At 37.0% G+C, this 23950-nt stretch carries 15 protein-coding genes; 8 read left to right on the top strand and 7 right to left on the bottom strand.

What is annotated here, in order from left to right; genetic code table 11:
• Positions 1–765: 765 nt before the first annotated feature.
• From ACI5KZ_RS02375 to ACI5KZ_RS02360, 4 genes are all read right to left on the bottom strand, one after another.
• Positions 766–1746 carry an SDR family oxidoreductase gene (locus tag ACI5KZ_RS02375; protein ID WP_406846815.1) on the bottom strand — a complete coding sequence of 327 codons (981 nt, stop codon included), beginning with the start codon at positions 1744–1746 and terminating at the stop codon, positions 766–768.
• A 91-nt stretch (positions 1747–1837) separates the two neighbouring features.
• The gene (locus tag ACI5KZ_RS02370; RefSeq protein ID WP_406846763.1) at positions 1838–3127 is read right to left on the bottom strand and encodes a nucleotide sugar dehydrogenase; all 1290 of its coding nucleotides are present in this window, start codon (positions 3125–3127) and stop codon (positions 1838–1840) included.
• 114 nt (positions 3128–3241) lie between these two features.
• Positions 3242–5716 (bottom strand): polysaccharide biosynthesis tyrosine autokinase, encoded by a 2475-nt coding sequence (locus tag ACI5KZ_RS02365; RefSeq protein ID WP_406846762.1) that lies wholly within the window; start codon positions 5714–5716, stop codon positions 3242–3244.
• 3 nt (positions 5717–5719) lie between these two features.
• Complete coding sequence (locus tag ACI5KZ_RS02360; protein ID WP_406846761.1) at positions 5720–6514, bottom strand: polysaccharide biosynthesis/export family protein; 795 nt, start codon at positions 6512–6514, stop codon at positions 5720–5722.
• A gap of 107 nt (positions 6515–6621) precedes the next feature.
• Between ACI5KZ_RS02360 and ACI5KZ_RS02355 the strand changes: the two genes are divergently transcribed.
• The 6 genes from ACI5KZ_RS02355 (at position 6622) to ACI5KZ_RS02330 (ending at position 19252) form a co-directional block, all read left to right on the top strand.
• Positions 6622–8484, top strand: coding sequence for an ABC-F family ATP-binding cassette domain-containing protein (locus ACI5KZ_RS02355; protein WP_406846760.1), 1863 nt, complete (start codon positions 6622–6624; stop codon positions 8482–8484).
• A 205-nt stretch (positions 8485–8689) separates the two neighbouring features.
• A complete protein-coding gene (locus ACI5KZ_RS02350; RefSeq protein WP_406846759.1) occupies positions 8690–9457 on the top strand; it encodes an O-methyltransferase in 768 nt (255 codons plus the stop codon).
• A 197-nt stretch (positions 9458–9654) separates the two neighbouring features.
• The gene (locus tag ACI5KZ_RS02345; RefSeq protein WP_406846758.1) at positions 9655–10227 is read left to right on the top strand and encodes a cob(I)yrinic acid a,c-diamide adenosyltransferase; all 573 of its coding nucleotides are present in this window, start codon (positions 9655–9657) and stop codon (positions 10225–10227) included.
• 160 nt (positions 10228–10387) lie between these two features.
• Positions 10388–10609 (top strand): DUF2795 domain-containing protein, encoded by a 222-nt coding sequence (locus tag ACI5KZ_RS02340; protein WP_007648604.1) that lies wholly within the window; start codon positions 10388–10390, stop codon positions 10607–10609.
• A 161-nt stretch (positions 10610–10770) separates the two neighbouring features.
• Positions 10771–14127: a preprotein translocase subunit SecA gene (gene secA, locus ACI5KZ_RS02335; RefSeq protein WP_109307913.1), complete on the top strand. Its 3357-nt coding sequence runs from the start codon at positions 10771–10773 to the stop codon at positions 14125–14127.
• A 217-nt stretch (positions 14128–14344) separates the two neighbouring features.
• Complete coding sequence (locus tag ACI5KZ_RS02330) at positions 14345–19252, top strand: malectin domain-containing carbohydrate-binding protein (protein ID WP_406846757.1); 4908 nt, start codon at positions 14345–14347, stop codon at positions 19250–19252.
• 127 nt (positions 19253–19379) lie between these two features.
• Here the strand turns inward: ACI5KZ_RS02330 and ACI5KZ_RS02325 are convergent, their stop codons facing one another.
• The 3 genes from ACI5KZ_RS02325 to ACI5KZ_RS02315 are packed head-to-tail and all read right to left on the bottom strand — an operon-like array spanning position 19380 to position 21991.
• Positions 19380–20852, bottom strand: a complete 1473-nt coding sequence (locus ACI5KZ_RS02325; RefSeq protein ID WP_406846756.1) for a hypothetical protein — start codon at positions 20850–20852, stop codon at positions 19380–19382.
• 13 nt (positions 20853–20865) lie between these two features.
• Complete coding sequence (locus tag ACI5KZ_RS02320; protein WP_406846755.1) at positions 20866–21456, bottom strand: hypothetical protein; 591 nt, start codon at positions 21454–21456, stop codon at positions 20866–20868.
• Positions 21440–21991 carry an RNA polymerase sigma factor gene (locus tag ACI5KZ_RS02315; protein ID WP_109307909.1) on the bottom strand — a complete coding sequence of 184 codons (552 nt, stop codon included), beginning with the start codon at positions 21989–21991 and terminating at the stop codon, positions 21440–21442. The genes ACI5KZ_RS02320 and ACI5KZ_RS02315 overlap by 17 nt, the downstream gene beginning before the upstream one ends.
• A 175-nt stretch (positions 21992–22166) precedes the next feature.
• On the opposite strand from ACI5KZ_RS02315, the gene ACI5KZ_RS02310 reads away from it, so the two are divergent.
• Both ACI5KZ_RS02310 and meaB read left to right on the top strand, forming a co-directional pair.
• Positions 22167–22721, top strand: a complete 555-nt coding sequence (locus ACI5KZ_RS02310; protein ID WP_109307908.1) for a DUF2911 domain-containing protein — start codon at positions 22167–22169, stop codon at positions 22719–22721.
• Between the two features lie 150 nt (positions 22722–22871).
• Positions 22872–23942 carry a methylmalonyl Co-A mutase-associated GTPase MeaB gene (meaB, locus tag ACI5KZ_RS02305; RefSeq protein WP_406846754.1) on the top strand — a complete coding sequence of 357 codons (1071 nt, stop codon included), beginning with the start codon at positions 22872–22874 and terminating at the stop codon, positions 23940–23942.
• Positions 23943–23950: the final 8 nt, after the last annotated feature.

Below are 23950 nucleotides of genomic sequence, written 5' to 3'. Positions count from 1 at the left end.
CATGTCATTCAGAGTCCCCTTGTCATTCAAAGTGAAACGCAGTGGAACGAAGAATCTCTCATGTCATTCAGAGCCCCCTTGTCATTCAGAGCATAGCGAAGAATCTCTCATGTCATTCAGAGTCTCCTTGTCATTCAGAGCAGGATCGAGCGTAAAAAAATAGTCCTGTGGACTATTTTAGCGATGAGGCCAGATGGCGCGTTGGAAAATTAAAGAATCTCTAATGTCATTCAGAGCGCCATTGTCATTCAGAACACCATAGTCATTCAGAGCATAGTGAAGAATCTCTCATGTCATTCAGAGTGTAAGCGAAGAATCTCTGACTGTCTACTCTATAGATTCTTCAGTCGCAAAAATGCTCCTTCTGAATGACACAATCATTGTCATTCAGAGTGAAACGCAGTGGAACGAAGAATCTCTAATGTCTTTCAGAGCGCCATTGTCATTCAGAGCAGGATCGAGCGTAAAAAAATAGTCCTGTGGACTATTTTAGCGATGAGGCCAGATGGCACGTTGGAAAATTAAAGAATCTCTAATGTCATTCAGAACACCATTGTCATTCAGAGCACCATTGTCATTCAGAGTGAAACGTAGTGGAACGAAGAATCTCTCATGTCATTCAGAGCCCCCTTGTCATTCAGAGCGTAGCGAAGAATCTCTCATGTCATTCAGAGTGTAAGCGAAGAATCTCTGACTGTCTACACTATAGATTCTTCAGTCGCAAAAATGCTCCTTCTGAATGACAAACACCTATATCCCTTATGCCTATGAATTAAAATAATCCCAAGTGATTTTGAGGCCTTGTCCGACTGAATATTCTGGTTGGTACCCCAACAACTTCTCAGCCTTAGAAATATCAGCCAAAGAATCTCGCACATCGCCTTGACGGTCTGGTCCATGAATGGCTTTTAAATTGGCATTTGCTGCTTGATTTAAGGACTCCCATAAATAATTGACTGAAATACGTTCGCCACAAGCCACATTAAACACCTCGTTACTGGCTTCTTTGGAAGCAAAAAAGCCTTTTACATTGGCTTGAACGGCATTGGCTACAAAGGTAAAATCGCGGGTTTGTTCGCCATCGCCATTGATGGTTGGTGCCTTTTTATCTTTTAGAGCTTGCATGAATAATGGAATCACGGCTGCATAAGCCCCATTCGGACTTTGCTTAGGACCAAACACATTAAAATAGCGTAAGCCAACCACATCGGTGCCATAGGTTTTACCAAAGACATCGGCATAGAGTTCGTTTACATACTTAGTTACCGCATAGGGTGACAATGGTTTTCCTATATGCGCTTCTACTTTAGGCAAGCTTTTGCTATCGCCATAAGTGGAACTGGATGCTGCATAAACCATACGTTTTACGGTAGAACTATCCTTTAAAGCGATCATCATGTTTAAAAAGCCAGAGATATTCACGTCATTGGTGGTTGCAGGATCGTTTATAGAACGAGGCACAGAGCCTAAAGCTGCTTGATGACTCACGTAATCGATGTCTTCCAGAGCTTGTTTGCAGGTTGCTAGATCTCGAATATCGCCTTCTAATAATTCAAAAGCAGGGTTTGCTTCAAATTCTGTGAGGTTCTCTCGATACCCATTAGAAAAATTGTCTAATACTCGTACTTTTTTAGCGCCGTGTTTTAGGAGGTATGCTACTAAATTAGAACCGATGAACCCGGCTCCACCGGTAACTAGAAATTTTAAAGTTGATAAATCTTGATTGTGATATGGGTTTTTATACATGATTATATACTTATATATTATTGTCATTGCGAGCGCTTTTTTTTAACGTCATTGCGAGCCTGCCTGCCGGCAGGCTCGCAATGACAGTAAATTACAACCTCCCGTCCACCGTATGCTTCGGTAATAAAGACTTGACATCGAAAATAACTCCAATGGGAGATTTTAACTTTTGTAAATTTATTTTAAGAAACTCTTTATGGCTAACAGCCAAAACAACGGCATCATAATTTTCGCTGATTTCCTTCTTATCACAAAGCAAATCAAAACCATACTCTTCTTTTACCTCTTCTGATGAGGCCCATGGATCGAATACATCGACATTAACATCATAGCTTTCAAATTCTCTAATGATATCAATCACTCTGGAATTACGAATATCCGGACAGTTTTCTTTAAAGGTGATTCCTAAAACCAACACCTTTGCCCCTTTAATAGTCGCTCCTTTTTTAATCATCATTTTCACCGTTTCTGTGGCAACGTATGATCCCATGCTGTCGTTCATCTTCCTTCCAGCCAATATAATCTCTGGATTGTAACCCGATTCTATGGCTTTTTGAGCCAAGTAATATGGATCGACCCCAATACAATGTCCTCCAACCAATCCCGGAGTAAAATTGATAAAATTCCACTTGGTGCCTGCAGCTTCTAATACGGCTTTGGTATCGATGTTTAGGAGCCTGAAAATTTTAGAGAGCTCATTGACAAAAGCAATATTAATATCGCGTTGTGAGTTTTCAATCACTTTGGCAGCCTCAGCCACTTTAATGGAAGGCGCCATGTGAGTCCCTGCTGTGATGATGGATTTATATAAATTATCGATGACTATGGCAATCTCTGGTGTGGAACCAGAGGTGACCTTTAATATTTTAGTAACCGTGTGTTTTTTATCTCCCGGGTTGATACGCTCTGGAGAATACCCTGCATAAAAATCGGTATTGAAGGTTAATCCTGAAACAGCCTCTAAAATTGGCACACAGATATCTTCGGTAACACCCGGATATACCGTGGATTCGTAAATAACGATATCGCCTTTTTTTAAGACAGCTCCAATACTTTCACTGGCTTTTATTAGAGGTGTGAAAATGGGTTTATTTAACTCATCTGTTGGGGTTGGCACCGTAATGATGTACACATTTGCCTTTTTTAAAGCTTCTAATTGATTGGTGACATAAAGACCTGTCTGCCCGTTGTTATCTACAGACAACACCTGCTTTAAATAAGTGTCTTCTACTTCCAAAGTTCGGTCTGTACCTGCTTGTAATTCGGTAATCCGTTTGACATTGATATCGAACCCAACTACGGGGTATTTTTTGGCAAATTCTACCGCTAAAGGCAAACCCACATAACCCAAGCCTATAATGGCAATGTTATCTGTACTCATACTTATATATAATTAATTAATAGCTTCTTGTTTTATTGGCAATGATTTCATGCGTTTATGACATTCGGATCCATGTTCTCGAAACATCAAACACTCTCTACACACAACTGCCACCTATATTCTTTTTAAAAAGGCTTTCACCTTTTTAAACACACTTTTATTTCCGGACTCATGATAGGCATTGCCATAAACGCCATAGCCATAGCCATAGCCATAACCATAGCCATAGCCATAATTATGATTGGTTTTATGCTTGTAAAAGTTTAAGACTATATGGATGTTCTTAATTTCTCCTGCACGGTGTTTGGCATTGATGAGTTGTAACATGCCTTTCTTTGTATAGTCCAAACGTACCATAAAAATAGAGGTGTCTGCATATTTTACCAACTCCAAAGCATCGGTCACCAAGCCTAAGGGTGGTGTATCTAATATAATAATATCGTATTCCAGACGTAACTTCTCAATAAGCGATTTTAGCTTGTCCCCCATCAATAATTCGGAGGGGTTTGGAGGAATAGGCCCAGCAGGAACCACATCTAAATTTTCAATATGGGTGTGATTATTGACCTCTTCAAACGATTTTTCACCAATAAAATAATTCACAATACCATTATCGTTTGTTAAACCAAAATCGTCAAAGATTTTGGGCTTCCGTAAATCCAGGCCTAATAAAATGGTTTTCTTCCCACTTAAAGCATAGACCGTAGCAATATTGATGGAACAAAAGGTTTTTCCTTCACCAGACACCGAAGAAGTAATCATGATGGTTCTCCCCCCTTCACTGGGTTGTTTGTTTAAAATAAATTGCAAACTAGACCGGATCGAGCGAAAGGATTCTGCCACCGCAGATTTAGGTTTCTCAAAGACCACCAAATTATTATGATACCGGTATTTACCTATCAAACCAATGATGGGGATATTGGATAAGCGTTCAATTTCATCGGAGCCATGGATGGTATTGTCCAATAAAAAGATGATAAAGATGAGAAACATAGGAGCAAAAAAGCCAATCATCAAGGCCATCATGTAATTTAATGACTTGTTTGGACCTATCAAACCACCCCCAATATCTTTGGCTTCATCTATAATGCTTATATCCGAAATGTTAGCTGCTTTGACAATGGCAGCTTCACTGCGCTTATCCATATAAACATTATAGGCTTCCTGGCTGATATCTAATTTCCGTTGAATTTTTAAATACTCCTGCTGATCTTCTGGTAATTCGCTTAATTTGCCTTCAAAGATGGCAATGTTTCTATTCAAGGTGTTTAATTGAATGTTGATGGTGCTTTTAGTGGCTTGAATGGTTTCAAGGAGCACATTTTTTTCAGCATCGATCCGTCTGTCAATATCCTTAAAAAGGTCAGAGCCCTCTCGGGTGGTGTATTCCAAACTTTGACGCTCAATGGCCAAGCCTGTTATTTTACCCACACTAGTCAAAATGTTTCCTTCACTTATACCTACTGAAGTAGGTGCTGCTATTTGTGTATAATCCGTCTTCGTTCTTAAATATTTTTCTAAAGAATTTAAATAATTCAGTTTGGCCTCTTCCGTTTCTTTTTGAAGTTCAAAACCTTTCAATTTGGAAGAGATATCATTCATTTCTGCCCCTACATCGAAAACCTTGTTTTTCTTTCGAAAATCATTCATCTCCTCAGACACATCTTTTAAACTGACATTGACTGCTGCCAAACTGCTATCGATGAATTTGATGGTGTTTTTAGCATACTGATTTTTACGCTCTAACTCTGTGCGACTCAATATAACCGTAGTGGCATTTAAATAATCGACAATTTTTGCTTTATTGGTACCCCCAAGAGTTAACACTAAAACTGATGCTGAATTACTATTAAAAGGCGTTACTGCTATTCCTCTTTGATATGTATTTACTATGCCATCAAAATTTGAAAAGCGAATATAAAATTCAGAATTTGGACTAATTAGTTTATTAGGTCTTAATTCCAGGGTGCCACTGAAAAAGGGTAAATGTACTGGTTCTCCTATTTGAAAGGTTTTATTAAAAGCTCCAACAGGTAAGTTTATAGGCAGCTTCTGTTTAGTATCATACCGTTGACCTGAACCATGTTCCTTTTCAAATTGTGTAAAAATTTCATAAGTTGTATCATTTAAAAAACGGATTCCAATATATTGCCCTAAAACCTGAGGTTTTTGCATATCGAGCTGGACTTCAAAAGGGGCTTGTTTGTAGATATCTAATTTTCTGTATTTTCCTTCGACTAAATACTCCATATAATACTGCAAGGAATCCACTACTTTTTCATTGTGCGTTCTTGTCTTTAAAGTAGTAATAGTCTTTCCCATTTTTCCTGATACCCCTCCCCAATTAAAAGAAATACTGGTATTGGCAGTAAAAAATGGGTTTTGGTCGTTCTCAACCGAAATTAATGAAGATAATTTGAAGACATTCTGCTTACGGACATTGATAAAATAAGCGATGATCAATGCTGTGCCAATGCATAACAAAACTAGCTTCCATAAATTAAGCACTTTAAATAAAAAGCCTCTAAAATCGAAACTCATTTGTTTTGATTCACTAGAATCTATGTCGAAATTTTCCTCTGTGGACATGGATTATATTTTATCAATTAATAAAAGGGTCGTTGTCACTAAAGACAAGGCTGTGATAATGGTGGCCATAGTTTGCATTCCTGTAGTTCCAGTGCCCCAAGACTTTTGTTTTAAGGGCTTAACATAAATAATATCGTTGGGCTGGATGTAATAATAGGGCGATTGCATGACTTTTATATCCAATAAATTCACGTGATGAATTTGTTGACCTTGTGGGTACTGCCGGATAATCAACACATCTTTTCGGTTTCCAGTAATCTCAATATCTCCAGCATTGGCCAAAGCCTCAAAGATATTGACTCTGGCTTGGTATAAGGTTTTAGTTCCAGTATTTCCTACTTCTCCATTAACAGTATATCTTAACCCTGTTAGCTTGACAGAGACAAAAATATTAGCCGTTTCTTTAAACTCTTCTTCTAATAATTTTTTTTCAATGAGTTGCTCTATTTCCTCTGTGGTATAGCCCAAGACATTGATTTCCCCTAAAACAGGAATACGAATATTTCCATGCAAATCGACCGTAAACCCATCAAAAAAAGCACGCTCGTCACCAGAGGCATTTAATTTTTCTTCACCAACCGGGTTGAAAATCTGAATATTTTCTTGATCCATAGCCTTGACCCGAATATTTAAAATATCGTTAATTTGAATGCGATAAGGCTTTTGTGTTTCAGTAATCACTTGCGTGCTGTCTGTAGCGGTTTCTAGGTTTTGCAAATAGACCAAATCTTTGTTTGGAATACAAGACATCAATGCCAGAGTGACAATCAGGCACACAAGACCGAAGGGCTTCTTCATGAGGTGTTTTATAGTTTATTCACAAATATAACTTTTCGATAGGAATATCAAAACTAATGTAGTTAATTTTGGTTTTTATACGTTTATTTGCAAAAAACATAGCTCTCTTGAATTATCTTACTGTTGAAAACATAGCGAAATCTTATGGGGAGCTAAATCTCTTCCAAAATCTTTCTTTTAGTATCCATAAAGACCAGAAAATAGCTTTTGTTGCTAAAAATGGTACTGGAAAAACATCTATTTTAAACATGCTGTCTGGGAAAGACACCCCAGATACAGGAAGCATTATTTATAGAAAAGACATTCAGGTGGCCTTTTTATCTCAAGATCCGGAACTGAACAACAACCTCACGGTTGAAGCGGCTATTTTCGATACTAAAAACCCCATCTTAGATGTTATTAAAGCCTACGAAAAAGCTTTAGAAACCCCTGAAGATGCTGAATCTTACCAGAAAGCTTTTGAGGAAATGGACAGCCATCAGGCTTGGGATTTTGAAACCCAATACAAACAAATATTATTTCAGCTCAAACTGGAAAATCTCAATCAAAAAGTGAGCACGCTTTCCGGTGGTCAGAAAAAAAGACTGGCCTTAGCCATAGCACTTCTTAAAAAACCAGACCTGTTGATTTTAGATGAGCCTACCAATCATTTAGATTTAGAGATGATTGAATGGCTGGAAGATTTTTTTGCCAAGGAACAAATGACTCTGTTTATGGTCACCCACGACAGGTATTTTTTAGAACGCGTGTGCAATGAAATAATCGAGCTCGATCAAGGGCAACTATATACTTATAAAGGAAATTATTCGTATTACCTTGAAAAAAGAGATGCCCGAATAGAAAATGAAGCGGTAGAGCTTGGCAAAACCAAACAGCTCTTTAAAAAAGAACTGGACTGGATGCGCAAGCAGCCCAAAGCCAGAACAACGAAGTCGAAATCGCGTATTGACGATTTTCACGATATCAAATACAAAGCACAGCAACGCCGTAACGACCATGAGATTCAACTGGAATTAAACATGGAGCGCTTGGGGAGTAAAATTATTGAACTTCATAAAATTTCTAAGTCTTATAAAGACAAAGTCATCTTAGACGGTTTTGATTATATCTTTCAGAAAGGAGAACGTTTGGGGATTATTGGAAAAAACGGCACTGGAAAGTCGACCTTTTTAAACCTCATCACCCAAACCCAACAACCCGATTCTGGAAAAGTGGTTTTAGGAGACACTATTAAAATTGGCTACTATACACAAGCGGGGATTACAGTAAAACCCAATCAGAAAGTGATTGATGTTATTAAAGAATTTGGGGAGTATATACCACTAAAGAAAGGCAAACAAATTAGTGCACAACAATTGTTGGAACGTTTTCTATTTGACCGTAAAAAGCAATACGATTTTGTTGAAAAACTAAGTGGTGGCGAACGCAAACGTTTGTATTTATGTACGGTTTTAATACAGAATCCTAACTTTTTAATTCTGGATGAGCCTACAAACGATTTAGATATTGTTACCCTAAACGTCTTGGAAAGTTTCTTACTGGATTTTCCAGGTTGTTTGATTGTGGTCTCTCACGATCGGTATTTTATGGATAAGGTGGTGGATCATTTATTTGTTTTTAGAGGCGAAGGTGTTGTTGAAGATTTTCCTGGAAATTATAGCGACTATAGAACGTATGAAGATAGTCGACTGCAGGAACCTGCGAGCAACGATTCTAAAAAAGACAAAAAAGACTGGAAAAAGGAGAGCAATAACAAGCTCTCTTACAACGAACAGAAAGAGTATAAAAATATTGAAAGTAAGTTAAGCTCCTTGGAATACGATAAAAACGCTTTGGAAGCCAAGTTTCACGATGACAGTCTGAGTCCTGAGCAGATTCAAGAACTCTCGCAAAAGCTCCAAACCATTTTAGACGAGATTGAGGACAAAGAACTGCGATGGTTTGAATTGAGTTCGAAGCTGGAGGAGTGAAAATAGTTTGCAGTCTCAGTCGCAATGAATCAAAGAGTCGATGTGTCAATAAAACAATATAAAACAAAAAAAAGACCGTCATTGCGAGCGAAGCATGGCAATCTCATGATGCTTTCGCAATCAAGTAACAGATTGCCACGTCATTCCTATCGTCACTCCCCCGCAATGACATCAAATTTTATACTATGAAATTACTAGTTTAAATATGTTTTACCAACAAAAACAATACATACAATTCCTATTAAAGTCCACCAACCAACATGGTGTTCACTCGCCTTTTGTGTATGATTTGGTAACTAAGTGTTTTTATAACAAGACCCAATATCCTGAGTATCGAGACTTAAAAGCCTATAGAAAAGCATTATTAGCCAACAAAGAATTACTTAAAATTACAGATTTAGGGTCTGGCTCCAAAGTCACAAATAATAGCTCTAGAGCTATTTCTTCTATTGCCAAACATTCTGGAACTAGCTTTAAAAGAGCCAAACTACTTTTTAGGCTCTCTAACTATTTTGAATATCAAAATGTCCTGGAGTTAGGAACCTCTTTAGGAATAGCCACTCAAGCACTACATCTTGGGAACCCAAAAGCAAACATCACTTCCATTGAAGGCTGCCCTACGGTTTCGAAGACTGCTAAAACCTATTTAGGAGATCACGCCTCAATAAATTTCTTGGTAGGTGATTTTGACACGCATTTAGATGCTCTTGAACAGACGACTTGCGATTTTGTGTTCTTTGATGGCAACCATGACAAAGAAGCAACCTTAAGATATTTTGACAAACTCCTGCCAAAAATCCATAATGACACCCTTTTTCTTTTTGATGACATTTATTGGTCTGAAGGCATGACAGAGGCCTGGGAAACCATAAAGAAGCACCCACAAGTTACAGTTACGATCGATACGTTTTTTTGGGGATTGGTGTTTTTTAGAACCGAACAGGTGAAGGAGGATTTTGTAATTCGATTGTAATACCTCAATCAACAAACTACACAATGTTATTGCGAGCGAAGCGTGGCAACCTGTTTAATACGGCTTCCCATTCATGAGATTGCTTCGTCCGCTGTCGTCGCAATGACAGCAAGTTGGCTCATGGCTCTTAAATAAAGTATCCTACTTTTTAACTTATAACCTTTTGCCTTTTCACTTTTTACTTTTAACTTTATCACATGAAAATTTACACAAAAACAGGAGATAAAGGAACCACGGCGCTCTTTGGTGGCACCCGAGTTCCAAAGCATCATATACGTATTGAAAGTTATGGCACAGTCGATGAACTCAACGCACATATTGGTTTATTAAAAGACCAAGATATTCAGCAAGCTTACAAAGATTTGTTATCGCATATACAAGATCGGTTGTTTACCGTTGGGGCTGTTTTAGCCACGGATCCAGAGAAAGCCATTCTTAAAAGTGGGAAAGAACGCTTGAATATTCCAAAGATATCAGACGAGAACATTGTCCGTTTAGAAAAAGAAATGGACAACATGAATGACAGTCTCCCTCCTATGACAAACTTCGTGCTTCCTGGCGGGCATCAAACGGTGTCATTCTGTCATATTGCACGCTGTGTCTGCCGTAGAGCTGAACGTTTAGCCACTGCTTTAAACGAATTGGAGCCTATTGAACCCAATACCCTTATGTATTTAAACAGGTTATCTGACTATCTTTTTGTCTTGGCACGAAAGTTGTCTTCAGACTTAGAAGCAGATGAGATTAAATGGATTCCCGAAAAATATTAATCTGTTTGCTTTTTTAAAAATCACTGAATAAAACACCTTTTGTTTTTAATTAAAAACAGTGAGAAAAAACGTTCTTTTTATTGATGTGTAATTAATTGCTTTTTTTCTTGTATATATGAACTAAAAATTTATTTTTGCAGAAAATTAAAACAATTAAAAAATGTATTGGACATTAGAATTAGCATCTTACTTAAGTGATGCGCCTTGGCCAGCAACTAAAGATGAATTAATTGATTATTCAATTAGAACTGGAGCACCATTGGAAGTCGTTGAAAATCTTCAGTCTATTGAAGACGAAGGCGACCAATATGAATCTATCCAAGAAATTTGGCCGGATTATCCAACAGACGAAGATTACCTCTGGAATGAGGATGAATACTAATAAGTAAAAAATTATTAAAAAGTCTCGTCTAGAGACTTTTTTTGTGTCTAATTTTTCGGGAAACTTAATAACAAACCGTACCTTTGAGGGTTGTAAAACCGCTACAGGGACACAATTATATTTTATCAGTTTATAGCTGATTCAACTAAAAATAATAACACATGACATTTTTAGATTCTGTACTAAAAGTATTTGTCGGCGATAAGTCGAAACAAGACGTTAAGGCAATCATGCCTATTGTCAACCAAATTAAAACTTACGAAGCTGCCTTAGAAGCGCTTTCGCATGATGCCTTACGAGCAAAAACTATTGCTTTTAAAGCCCAGATAGCAGAAGCCAGGAAGCCATACAACGAAAAAATAGAAGCTTTACTAAAAGATGCTGAAACGACCGAAGATATTGACCTTCGCGAAGATATTTATCTAGAAATAGATGGCATTAAAGACACGATATATGAGGTAACCGAAGGGGTTTTAAACGACATCTTACCAGAAGCATTTGCCGTTGTTAAGGAAACCGCTAAACGCTTTGTTAATAACACAGAGATTACCGTAACGGCCAGTGCTTTCGATAGAGAAGTTTCTGGAGAAAACGACTATGTTACGCTGAATAACGATCAAGCCATCTGGTCAAACTCCTGGGATGCTGCTGGAAAACCTATTACCTGGGACATGGTACACTACGATGTGCAGTTAATTGGAGGTATTGCCATGCACCAAGGTAAAATTGCCGAGATGCAAACTGGTGAAGGTAAAACCTTAGTGGCTACACTACCTATGTATTTAAATGCCCTTGCAGGCAAAGGCGTTCACTTGGTTACTGTAAACGATTATCTAGCCAAGCGTGATAGCGCCTGGATGGCACCTATTTTTCAATTCCATGGTATGAGTATCGACTGTATCGATTACCATCAGCCTAATTCTGCTGCACGTAAAAAAGCGTATTTAGCAGATATTACCTACGGAACAAATAACGAATTTGGTTTCGATTACTTACGTGATAACATGGCACATTCGCCAGACGATTTGGTACAACGTCCACACCACTACGCTATTGTCGATGAGGTCGATTCGGTATTGGTTGATGATGCGCGTACCCCATTAATTATTTCAGGACCTATTCCACAAGGAGATAGACACGAGTTTACAGAACTTAAACCAAAAGTTGAAGATATTGTTGATGTACAAAGAAAATATTTAACAGGTGTTTTAGCTGAAGCTAAAAAACTTATTGCTGAAGGTGATACGAAAGAAGGTGGATTTAAACTTTTAAGAGCTTATAGAGGAATCCCTAAAAACAAAGCCCTTATTAAGTTTTTAAGTGAAGAAGGGATCAAGCAACTGCTTCAGAAAACTGAAAACCATTACATGGCAGATAACAACCGAGAAATGCCTAAGGTAGATGCCGAGTTGTACTATGTGATAGAGGAAAAAAACAATCAGATTGAACTTTCAGATAAAGGGATTGAATATTTATCGGGGAAAGACAATCCAGATTTCTTTGTGATGCCAGAAATTGGTATTGAAATTGCCAAAATAGAAGCACAAAATTTATCTTCAGAAGAAGAAGCTAATCTAAAAGAAGATTTATTTAGAGATTTTGGGGTGAAGTCTGAACGTATTCACACTTTAAATCAGTTATTAAAAGCTTACGCATTATTTGAAAAAGACATTCAGTATGTGGTTATGGACAATAAAGTAATGATTGTCGATGAACAAACTGGACGTATTATGGATGGCCGTCGTTATAGCGATGGATTACACCAAGCCATTGAAGCCAAAGAGAATGTGAAAATTGAAGATGCCACCCAAACCTTTGCGACGGTAACACTTCAGAATTACTTTAGAATGTACAGAAAACTGTCTGGTATGACAGGTACTGCTGTTACTGAAGCTGGTGAATTTTGGGAAATCTATAAATTAGATGTGGTTGAAATTCCAACCAACCGACCTATTGCACGTGATGACAGAGACGATTTGGTTTATAAAACCAAACGTGAAAAATACAATGCGGTTATTGATGAGGTAACCAAACTTTCGGAAGCAGGAAGACCTGTATTAATTGGTACCACTTCTGTTGAGATTTCAGAGCTTTTAGGTAAGATGCTTAGCATTAGAAAAATATCTCATAATGTCTTAAACGCCAAACAACATAAAAAAGAAGCAGACATTGTTGCTGAAGCAGGAAATTCGGGACAAGTTACTATTGCAACCAATATGGCTGGTCGTGGAACCGATATTAAATTAAGTGAGGCTGTTAAGAAAGCTGGCGGACTTGCTATTGTGGGTACCGAACGTCATGATTCCCGACGTGTCGACAGACAGTTACGTGGTCGTGCTGGACGTCAGGGTGACCCAGGAAGCTCGCAGTTTTATGTGTCGTTAGAAGACAATTTAATGCGTCTTTTTGGTAGCGAACGTATTGCCAAAATGATGGATCGCATGGGATTACAAGAAGGTGAAGTGATTCAGCATTCAATGATTTCAAAATCTATAGAACGTGCACAAAAGAAAGTAGAAGAAAACAACTTTGGAATACGTAAGCGTCTTTTAGAGTATGATGATGTTATGAACTCGCAACGTGAAGTGGTTTACAAACGTCGTCATCACGCTTTATTTGGAGAACGTCTTCGTGTGGATATTGCTAATATGATTTACGATACTTCGGAAGGGATTGCAGAAGCTAATAAAGCAGCTAACGATTATAAAAACTTTGAATTTGAATTGATTCGTTACTTCTCGATGAGCTCCCCTATTTCGGCTTCAGATTTTAGTAAATTATCGGTTCAGGATATTGCTTCAACGGTATATAAAGAAGCCTTTAAGCATTACAGAGAAAAAATGACGCGAAATGCTGAAACAGCTTTCCCTGTTATTAAAAATGTGTATGAAAATCAACGTGACAAATTTAAACGCATCGTCGTTCCTTTTACAGATGGTGTAAAAACCTTGCAGGTTGTTACCGACTTAGAAAAAGCTTATGAAACGGAAGGGAAACAGTTAATTACAGATTTTGAAAAAAACATTGCCCTTGCTATTATAGATGACGCTTGGAAAACACATTTACGTAAAATGGATGAGTTAAAGCAGTCGGTTCAATTAGCCGTTCATGAGCAAAAAGATCCATTATTAATCTATAAGTTTGAAGCTTTTGAGTTATTTAAAGGCATGATTGACCAAGTGAATAAAGATGTCATTTCCTTTTTGTTTAAAGGAGAGCTACCATCTGAAGAATCTAATGCGATTCAAGAAGCCAGACAACCTAGAAAAAAGGAACATTTGAAAACTCAAAAAGATGAGATTCCAAATCTGGATGAACGTTCTGCACAAAATAGAGCAGCTGGTAATACACAACGTCAACAGGAGGTTGTAGAAACCATTGTTCGAGACCGACCAAAAATTGGTAGAAACGACAAAGTGACTATCAAGCATGTGATGAATGGTGAAAATAAAACGCTTAAATACAAACAAGCCGAACCTTTGATTGCTAAAGGAGATTGGGTCCTTGTTGAAGATTAAGAATACCCACTATAAATGCATAAAAAAAGTCAAGCTTAGCTTGGCTTTTTTTTATTGAATTCACCTTCATAACCGATATATTTTCGTTTTAACGAAAAGATTTTTTAAAAAGCAGTCATTTTACAAAAAATCATTAATTTCATCATCAAATTTCTCCTCAATTACGAACGAATATTATTTTTTCGATTAATAGCAAAACACTGAAAAAATTTAAGTTATGTCTTTATTTTTTATAAAAATATTTAAACAAGTATCTGTTTATCTTATACTTACAAGCTTTTTATGCTTATCAACAACGCTGCAATCTCAAACCATTAGTTTTGGATCTTCCGGATTAATTGATGCCAATGTATTAAACCCAACGTCTTTAGATTTTGGGCCTGACGGACGACTATATGTGTCGCAACAAAACGGTATTATCTGGGCCTTTACGGTTGAAAGAGATTTAGCACCTCAAGGAAGTGGTACGTATACCGCTACAGCTTCGGAACAAATTACAAATGTGCGCTTAGGGATTCCTAATCATACCGATGCAGGAATATTCAATCCTAGTCAACAACGTTTAATTACGGGAATTATGACAGCCGGAACGGCCTTAAATCCTATATTATATGTTACCTCATCTGATTATCTTGTTGGTGGTGGCTCTGAAGGAAGTGATTCAAATTTAGACACCAATTCCAGTATGCTATCCAAATTAGAATGGGATGGATCTCAATGGGTAAAAATCGATTTAATTAGAGGTTTACCCCGTTGTGAAGAAAATCATGCCATTAACGGATTAGATATGTTTGAACGAGATGGCAACACCTATTTATTAATTGCACAAGGCGGCCAAACCAATAAAGGAGCCCCTAGTAATAACTTTGCAGGAACTCCAGAATACATGTTATCTGCAGCCATACTTATTGTTAATTTAACGCAATTGGAAAGTATGCCTGTTTATACTGATCCAAGATATGCTACTGATTATGTTTACGATTTACCTACGCTAAACGACCCAACACGAATTGATATTGATAATACGCATCCTGAATTCCCGTATCCTTCTGGACACCCTTTGTACGATAAGATTATCGATTTAGGAGATCCGTTTGGTGGAAATAATAGTTTGAATCAGGCTTTTCCAGAAGTGGGTGGCCCCATACAAATTTTTGCTCCAGGGTTTAGAAATGCCTATGATATATTGGTCACTGAAAATGGTCGCGTTTACACATCAGACAATGGTCCAAATTCACTTTGGGGAGGCGTACCAAGAATCTATGATAAAGCAACAGACACCTATTTAGGTGATGAAAGCACCATGATTTACGACCCATTAAATCATTATATAAAAAATGAAATTAATGAAAGTGGTAGTAATTTAATTGGTGATCCCTTACATTTTATTGGTACGACATTAGATGCCAATGGTTCTTATTATGGTGGACATCCAAACCCGATATTAGCATTTCCTTCGAAAGCAAACGTGATTACTTACGAAGATATTTCCGGTTCCTGGGTCGCTACAAACACCTATAATTTCACCTCATTACTAACCGATGTTTCCGGGTATTTTAACGCTTCATTCACTCCGGCTAATTTTCCTGAACAACCAGAATTAGGAGAATATTTAGTAGATGAGCCTATTGGAAGTTCTAAAATAAACATTCTAGATGTAGTCAATTCCTCCACTAATGGCATAGCAGAATATACGGCTTCAAATTTTGGAGGCCTTATGCAAGGAAATATTTTAACCGCTTCTTTTAGTGGCGATATTAACCGGTATGAATTAAATGCCTCTGGGGATACCGTTTTAGTCCATGAAGCTACATTTAGTGGTTTTGGGAGTATTCCTTTAGATGTCATTGCTCAAGGTGATAGTGATATTTTTCCAGGAACTGTTTGGGCAGCCACCTATGGCTCTAATAATGTGACGGTTTTTGAACCATCGGATATTAATTGCCTTCAACCAGGAGATGTTGGGTATGATGCCAATGCTGATAATGATGGAGATGGTTTTACCAATCAAGATGAGATTGACAATGGAACCAACATTTGTTCTCAAAGTAGTAAACCAACAGATTTTGATGGCGATTTTATTTCAGATTTAAACGATCCTGACGATGATAACGATTTGGTATTAGATATTAATGATGCCTTTGCTCAGGATCCCGATAACGGGACAACAACTAATTTGCCGATTTTTTATCCGTTTTGGAATAACGACCCTGGAACTGGGATGTTTGGTTTGGGATTTACCGGACTGATGTTAGACCCAACTGGAGCCACAGATTATCTGGACCAATTTGATATTGAAGATATGTCTTTTGGTGGTGCAGCTGGAAAAGCCACAGTAGATGAAGTGACTGGTGGTGATGCTTTAGAGGCAAATAACAATCAAGATTACGGTTTTCAATTTGGTGTTAATGTCGATTCAAATTCAAATACATTTACCATCCACTCTAAGATTGAATCTCCTTACTTTGGTGCCAACGGTTCACAAAACGACCCAGTTGATTACCAGTCTTATGGGATTAGTTTTGGAAATGGAGATCAGGATAATTACATGAAAATTGTATTAATGAATGGTGTATTAAATAATGATGCCGAAAACGGACTTCAAGTTCTTTTAGAGGATAATGGTGTCGTGACCAGCGATACCAAATATGATATTCCAAACATCACTAACGCCAGTTCCATAGGCTTATATGCATCTATAGATCCTGCAGCAAATACGGCTCAAGCTTTTTATTCTATTGATGATGGGCAGACTTTAGTGTTGCTGGGCTCTCCTATTACCTTGCCGACTAGTTTTCTTGACGCTTCAGATAATAAAGGACTTGCCGTCAGTTTAATTTCTACTGCAAGAACTGACTCAGCAGCTGATTCTTTTACAGCTACCTGGGATTATATTAAAGTTTATGAAAACCTAGATGGCGTATTATCCATCATTCCAGATGTTTTAGACTTTGGCTTAACACCAGCAATCAATTCGCAACGCACAAAACACATCACTATTAATAACGATGGTGGTCCAACAGATAGTGTTATTACCGTTACTGGTTTTAATTTTACCGGTACAGATGCAGCCTTATTTTCCAGTGATATTAGTTTTCCTTTTGATATCAATCCAGGAACCTCAGTTATTGTTCCAATAGATTTTGATTCTGATGCGATTTTAGGTGATAAAAATGCTACATTAAACGTTCTTCATTCTGGAATAAATTCGCCATTAGCTTTACCTTTAACCGGTGAAATTACAGATGCCTTTACGCCAATAGTTAGAATTAATGTAGGTGGGACAGCAGTTACAGCCTCTGATGGTGGTCCAGAATGGGAAGACAACACAGCTTTTGTTGGTCCTTCTTATATTTTATCTTCCGGATCTCCTTATTCTATTTTAAATATGAATTATAATCTAAAAGATGCTTCCATACCAAGTTATGTATCTGAAACAGAATATAATGACGTTATGCGTATTCAAAGAGGAAATAGCAATGAAGAATTTCCAATGATATTTACCGTTCCCTTACCGAATGGGGAGTATATCGTAAATTTATATTTTGCAAATTTATACAATGGGACTTCAGGACCAGGTGAACGTGTTTTAGATGTAACTATAGAAGGATTAGTTAGAAGCAGCAATTTAGATCCGTCTGCAGAATTTGGACATCGAAGAGCAGGAATGGTACAATACAATGTGACTTTAACAGATGGAAATCTGCAAATGGGCTTCTTAACAAAGATACAAAACCCGATTATTAATGCCATTGAAATATTAGGGTTGCAATACTCTGAATTGACCGTACAACCTATTGCAGATAGAACTGGTTGCGAATTTGACATTTCCGATTTTTCTGCTGAAGGTTCGGGTGGAAACCCTAACGCAAATTTAGTATACTCCATTAGTGGCCAGCCACAAGGCATTGATATTGAACCTACCAATGGGTTGGTTTTTGGAATTATTGATGAGACAGCAGTAACTGGCGGACCTAATAATGATGGTGTGTATCAAGTAACTGTAACGGTGTCTAAACCTGGAAGCCTCGATGTTTCCACTGATTTTCAATGGACAGTTGTAGAAGATGCTGAAGCTCCAGTGATTACTTGTCCGACAGATATTACAGAGCTAGTCTTAACAGGAACTCTTGAAACTACTATTGCAATTACAGAACCAACAGCTACAGATAACTGCTCGAACACCTTAACATACTCTGGTGTTCGCCAGGATGCTATGGCCTTAACAGATCCGTATCCATTAGGAGACACCACCATTACATGGACAGTTACCGATGGCGCTGGAAATACGTCTATATCTTGCGATCAATTAATCACAGTTCAAGCTTCTGGCCCGATATTGGTTTCGCCTAAAGCCTATTTACAAGGAGCTGCATTATTTCCAAATATTGGAGAAGAAACATTGATGCGAGATGACCTAAGAGTAGCCAGTTTGATACCAACGACCTCTCCTTATACCGATGCAGCAACCATAGCTGCTAGCGTTTTAAATACAGGGGGCACCTCTGGTGTTGGACCTATAAGTGACGATATTGTCGATTGGGTTTGGGTCGAGTTAAGAGATGCTACCACCAATACTACAATTATTGAGAGTCAGTCGGCTTTATTACAACGCGATGGAGATATTGTGACTTTAGATGGTTTATCTGCATTGACATTTAACCAAATAGAAGATGCTTATTATGTGGTAATTAAACATCGGAATCATTTAGGTGTCATGACAGCAACTGCTATAAATTTATTAGAAAACACAACGGTTTTAGATTTTACAGATGCTAACAATCCAATAACCTATGGAGCACATGCCCAAGTTATCTTAAACTCGGTGACAACAGCGCTTTGGACTGGTGATGTGAATAGTAATCATCAGATTAAATTCTCTGGAGTTGACAATGATAATAATGCTATAAAAGATGCCATACTTACCGATCCAGCAAATGGCTTTAATTCGGTAACATTTGTTTCTTCGGGTTACCTTCTTTTCGATCTAGACCTTAATGGTTCAGGGAAGTTTTCTGGAGCAAGTAACGATGGTAATATTATTAAGGATAATGTGTTGGCACATCCAGCTAACGGGTTTAACTCATCCACTTTTAGTATTAACGCTACTGTGCCAGAAAATTGAGACTCATGCATTATTTTTAAAATCGGCTCAATGGTTTTAATAGAAATGTAATAGGAAGATAAAAAGGAGTACGATATGGGCCTCTGAAGAGAAAGTGAGGAGCTTTTTTGATTTCTTTAAAAAACGTTTAACGCAATTCTACTTCACTGTATTTTGCATTAACAACAATTGTTTTGTTACTTGTTAAATTACCTGTAGAAAACGATGCATTAACTTCGTCTGTTGTTTTTTTAGGGTGTTTTAAACTGGAGTATTTGCCTTTATATTGTAAATTATAATCGGTCTTTGGCAAACTTACTCTCGCATTAGAGTTTTCTAGAATGATATTTAGATTATTAAAAGCATCGGACATGCTTTCGATAACTAGGTCGCCAAAACTACCATCTATAATCGCATTCCCTTGTAAGGTTCCAATATTTATATTCGATGAATTGGCACTCAACACCAATCTATTTACAGTATTTATAGTTGCGTTTTCTACATAGTTTAATTTTAATTCTCCCATGATCCAATTGGATATGATTACTGGAGAATAAGAAGCATTGATGGAAGTCTTGCTTCCATCAATGCTATTTGCTACTAATTTGGTATGAGATATATCTGCTTTCAGATTTTGAATTAAAGAGGCCATAATTAGCTCGCCATACTTTACATTTACTTTTAGTTTGGCGCCTTTAGGCATTTTAATTTTTATTGTTTTTTTAATTTTAAGATTGTTTACATCTGAACGGGATTCTAATAGGGACTGCTGTCTATTTTCCATAGCCTGTTGTCTAGCTTCATGAGCTTGATGTCTATTATTCATTGCATGGTTTCTATGGTCTTCGGCTTCCATTCTTGCTTCCATAACTCTGGCTTGTTCTTCCATTTCTTTTCCAAATTGTTCTCCCCAAGCTTCCATTTCTTTTCCAAATTTCTCACCAAACCTTTCTCCAAATTGTTCTCCCCAAACTTCCATACGTTTTTGAAATTCTTTCATTTCATCACTGGACTCCACTTGTTTCGCCCAGGCTTTCATTTGCTTGGCATAAGCTTTTCCATATTTTTCGCTAAATTCTTTGCTCCATTTTTCCATATAAGCGTCGCCTTCTTTTTCATATTGCTCGTAATCAAAATCAGAGTTTGTCATCCCTTCAGGTAATTCAGGCAATTTTGGCATTTCTGGCATTTCTGGCATTTCAGCTAGATGTAAAGACTCGAAAAGTCCTTCCATTACTGGCATGTTTGCCAATTCAAATTCTAAATTTTGCAAGGCGTTTAAAGATTGCTCATTGAAAAGTCCGTTGGTATGTGCCCATGATTGATGATTTGCTCCAGAAGAAATGGAGACAAAATCGTTAGCACCTTCCACTTGAATTTTCCAAGCATCTAAATGTTTCTTAAGTTCTTCTTTACTTAAAGAACTACTTTCTACATAAGCTTCTATCTCGATAATATCTTTATTCCAAGTATCAATTTCAATATTGGTATAATTTGTATTGAGATCTATAGTTACATTATCTGCAACTTTTATAGACTGCGATATTTTATCAAGTTTTTGTTGTGCCGACATACTTAAGACACTTAAAAAACATAAGCCTGTTATTATAAATTGTTTCATTTTTAAGATTGTTTTATACATTTGTTCGTTTATTGATTGAATCTCTTGTTTGCAAGGTTTGCAGTTGCTCTTTTAGACGATACATGAGGTTTAAACGAAACTTTAAATTGGTAATCAAGGCATTTACTGTTAATTCATTTGGTCCAGAACGCGTCAGTTCTATCGAGATCTGTTTGTATTCTTTGTTTAAGGTTTCCAACTGATTGATATACCCATCTATAAGCTCTTTATTTTCTGGTGTCATTTTCACTTTAGACAATTCCAAATTGATATTTGCCAAATAATAATCTTCTACCTTTTTTAAATCTGGAGAAATATCTCCTAAACTTTTGGTAGGTGTGTTATCGGTTATATTTTCGGTGTCTGTTTGTGTCTCTACTACCCGAATAGTTGCTGGCTTATTAAAAAAAGTATAAGCGCCAAAGCTTAAGCCCAAAACCACAACCACACTAGCAGCAATACGCATCCAAGAGCCTGTTGGTTTTTTTCTCTCAGAAAATTCAGCTTCTAATTTATTTAAAAAACGCGCTTCGTGTCCTTCAGACATTTTATCTGTAGCTTGCTTGTTGTCGTTTTTAAATAACTCTCTAATATCTTGTGCCATCTTTTTTATGTTTTAACAGTTCCTGCAATTTTAATTTTCCTCTGTAAAGCTGTGTTCTAGAAGCTACTTCCGAAATCTTTAAGATCTCTGAAATTTCTTGATGGTCGTAGCCTTCTATTAAAAATAACATGACCACATATCTGTATTTTTCAGATAAATTACTCATCGCCTCTTTAATTTCTTCTAGAGTTATCGCATCGTCTACTAACCATTTGTCATCCTCTTTAGCATCGATAACTTTAAGGTGCACCTCTTCTAATTCAACCAAACGTTGATTTTTAGATTTTAAAGCATCGATACTCGTGTTGATAACAATACGTTTTAACCAAGCACCAAAAGTGACCTCTGCTTGATATTGATGAAGTTTCGAAAAGGCTTTAATAAAAGCATCCTGGACCACATCTTCGGCTTCGGCATTGTGTTTTACAAATCGTTTGGCAACAACATACATCCCTTGGCAGTACTGGTTGTATAACTGCATTTGTGCTTTCCGATTGTTCTGCTTGCATTTTTCAATGATATCACTCTGAAACATGCGCTACTTTTGGTTTTTTGGGTTAGTTCACTTTAAAGACGACAAAAAAAATGGGTTGTTGCAAAAAATGAAAATTATTTTTGAAGATATTGAAAATAATTCAAAAGAAATTTGCGTTTCACTTTTACTTAATATATCTTTTAAAGTATCTTTATAACTCAAAAAAATAGCTAAAATGAATAGATTTTTAAAATGGATTATTGGGCTTTTGGTGCTTGTTGCTGTAGGTGTGTTTGTGTATTCTGTTTTAAACGATGGCTTATTAAAAAAACCATTAAGTCCGAAAAAAATTGTCAGTTTTAAAGTTGATGATGTAGAATTAAAAGTATTTTATAACAGGCCTTCAAAACGTAATCGTGATATTTTTGGTGCTTTGGTTCCTTTTAATCAAGTTTGGCGTACGGGAGCCAATGAAGCAACGACTTTTGAAACTAATAAAGCTTTAAAAGTAGGTAACGATTCTCTTCCAGCTGGAAAATACACTTTATGGACCGTTCCAAACGACTCCACCTGGCACGTGATGTTTAATAAAAAACAGTATTCCTGGGGTGTTGATATGGAAATGAAACCTATGAGAGAACCAGAATTTGATGTGGTAGACATTGAAGTTCCTGCACAGAAGATAGATACAACCGTTGAACAATTTACCATTGGTTTTGATAATTCTACAGATAACTTATCTTTAACAATGGCCTGGGATCATACGAAAGTAGTTGTGCCTTTGAAATAGCATTTGGTTTTTGATATAAAACTCTAATTGAAGTATTCTTTATGGCAAGCCATTTGGAATTTAGTTTTTTCATCCAAAAATATAATGATATCTTTATCTTTCATTGGTGAATTAAATTCTAACATTTAATTTTTGAACAAACGCAACTTTGTGGCTAAAGAAAAAAAATCGGCATTAAAAGAAAAAAAAGGCATTCAGGCACCTGAAAGCATCAACACTTCTTCTATAGATAAGTTAAAATCTAAACGCCACAAACAGCCTAGTGCTGAAGACTTAATCTCTGGTATTTTAAAGGGTGACATGACAGCTTTAAGTCGGGCCATTACCACCATTGAAAGTAAAAACCCATCGCATTTCGAAAAAGCTAATACCATAATTACAGGTTGTTTACCTCATGCTAATAAATCGATTCGTATTGGAATTACTGGTGTTCCAGGTGTTGGAAAAAGCACTTTTATTGAAGTTTTTGGTTCTCATTTAACCGATTTAGGTAAAAAGGTAGCCGTCCTGGCCGTCGACCCGAGTAGCTCTCTAACCAAAGGAAGTATTCTTGGAGATAAAACACGTATGGAGGCCCTTGTTAAAAATTCCAATGCTTTTATTAGACCATCGGCTTCGGGGGATTCCCTTGGTGGTGTTGCCAGGAAAACACGTGAAACCATTATTTTGTGTGAAGCAGCTGGTTTTGATACTATTATTATTGAAACCGTTGGTGTTGGACAAAGTGAAACTGCTGTCCATAGTATGGTAGATTTCTTTTTACTGCTAAAATTAGCAGGAGCTGGTGATGAATTGCAGGGAATTAAACGTGGTATTATTGAAATGGCCGACCTTATTGCCATTAATAAAGCAGATGGCGACAATATTAAATCTGCTAAATTAGCGAAAGTGGAGTTTAACCGAGCCTTACACATACATCCAAAAAAATCTTCGGAATGGCAACCTAAGGTATTGTTATGTAGTGCTCTAAAAAATGAAGGGATAGAAGCCATATGGGAACAAATTCAAGATTATATTCACCAAACAACAAAGAATCATTATTTTCAATACAAACGAAGTGATCAAAATAAGTTTTGGCTAATACAAACCATTGAAGACCATTTAAAGTCTCAGTTTTTTAATAATAGCGACATGAAGTTGGCTCTAGAAAAACAATTGCAGCTCATTGAAGAAAATAAAACAACTCCTTTTGCAGCAGCAGATTACTTACTTAAGTTGTAAATTGTTTG

The organism is Xanthomarina sp. GH4-25 (genome assembly GCF_045363175.1).
GTDB lineage: Bacteria > Bacteroidota > Bacteroidia > Flavobacteriales > Flavobacteriaceae > Xanthomarina.
This window is presented reverse-complemented; position numbering and strand designations above follow the sequence as displayed.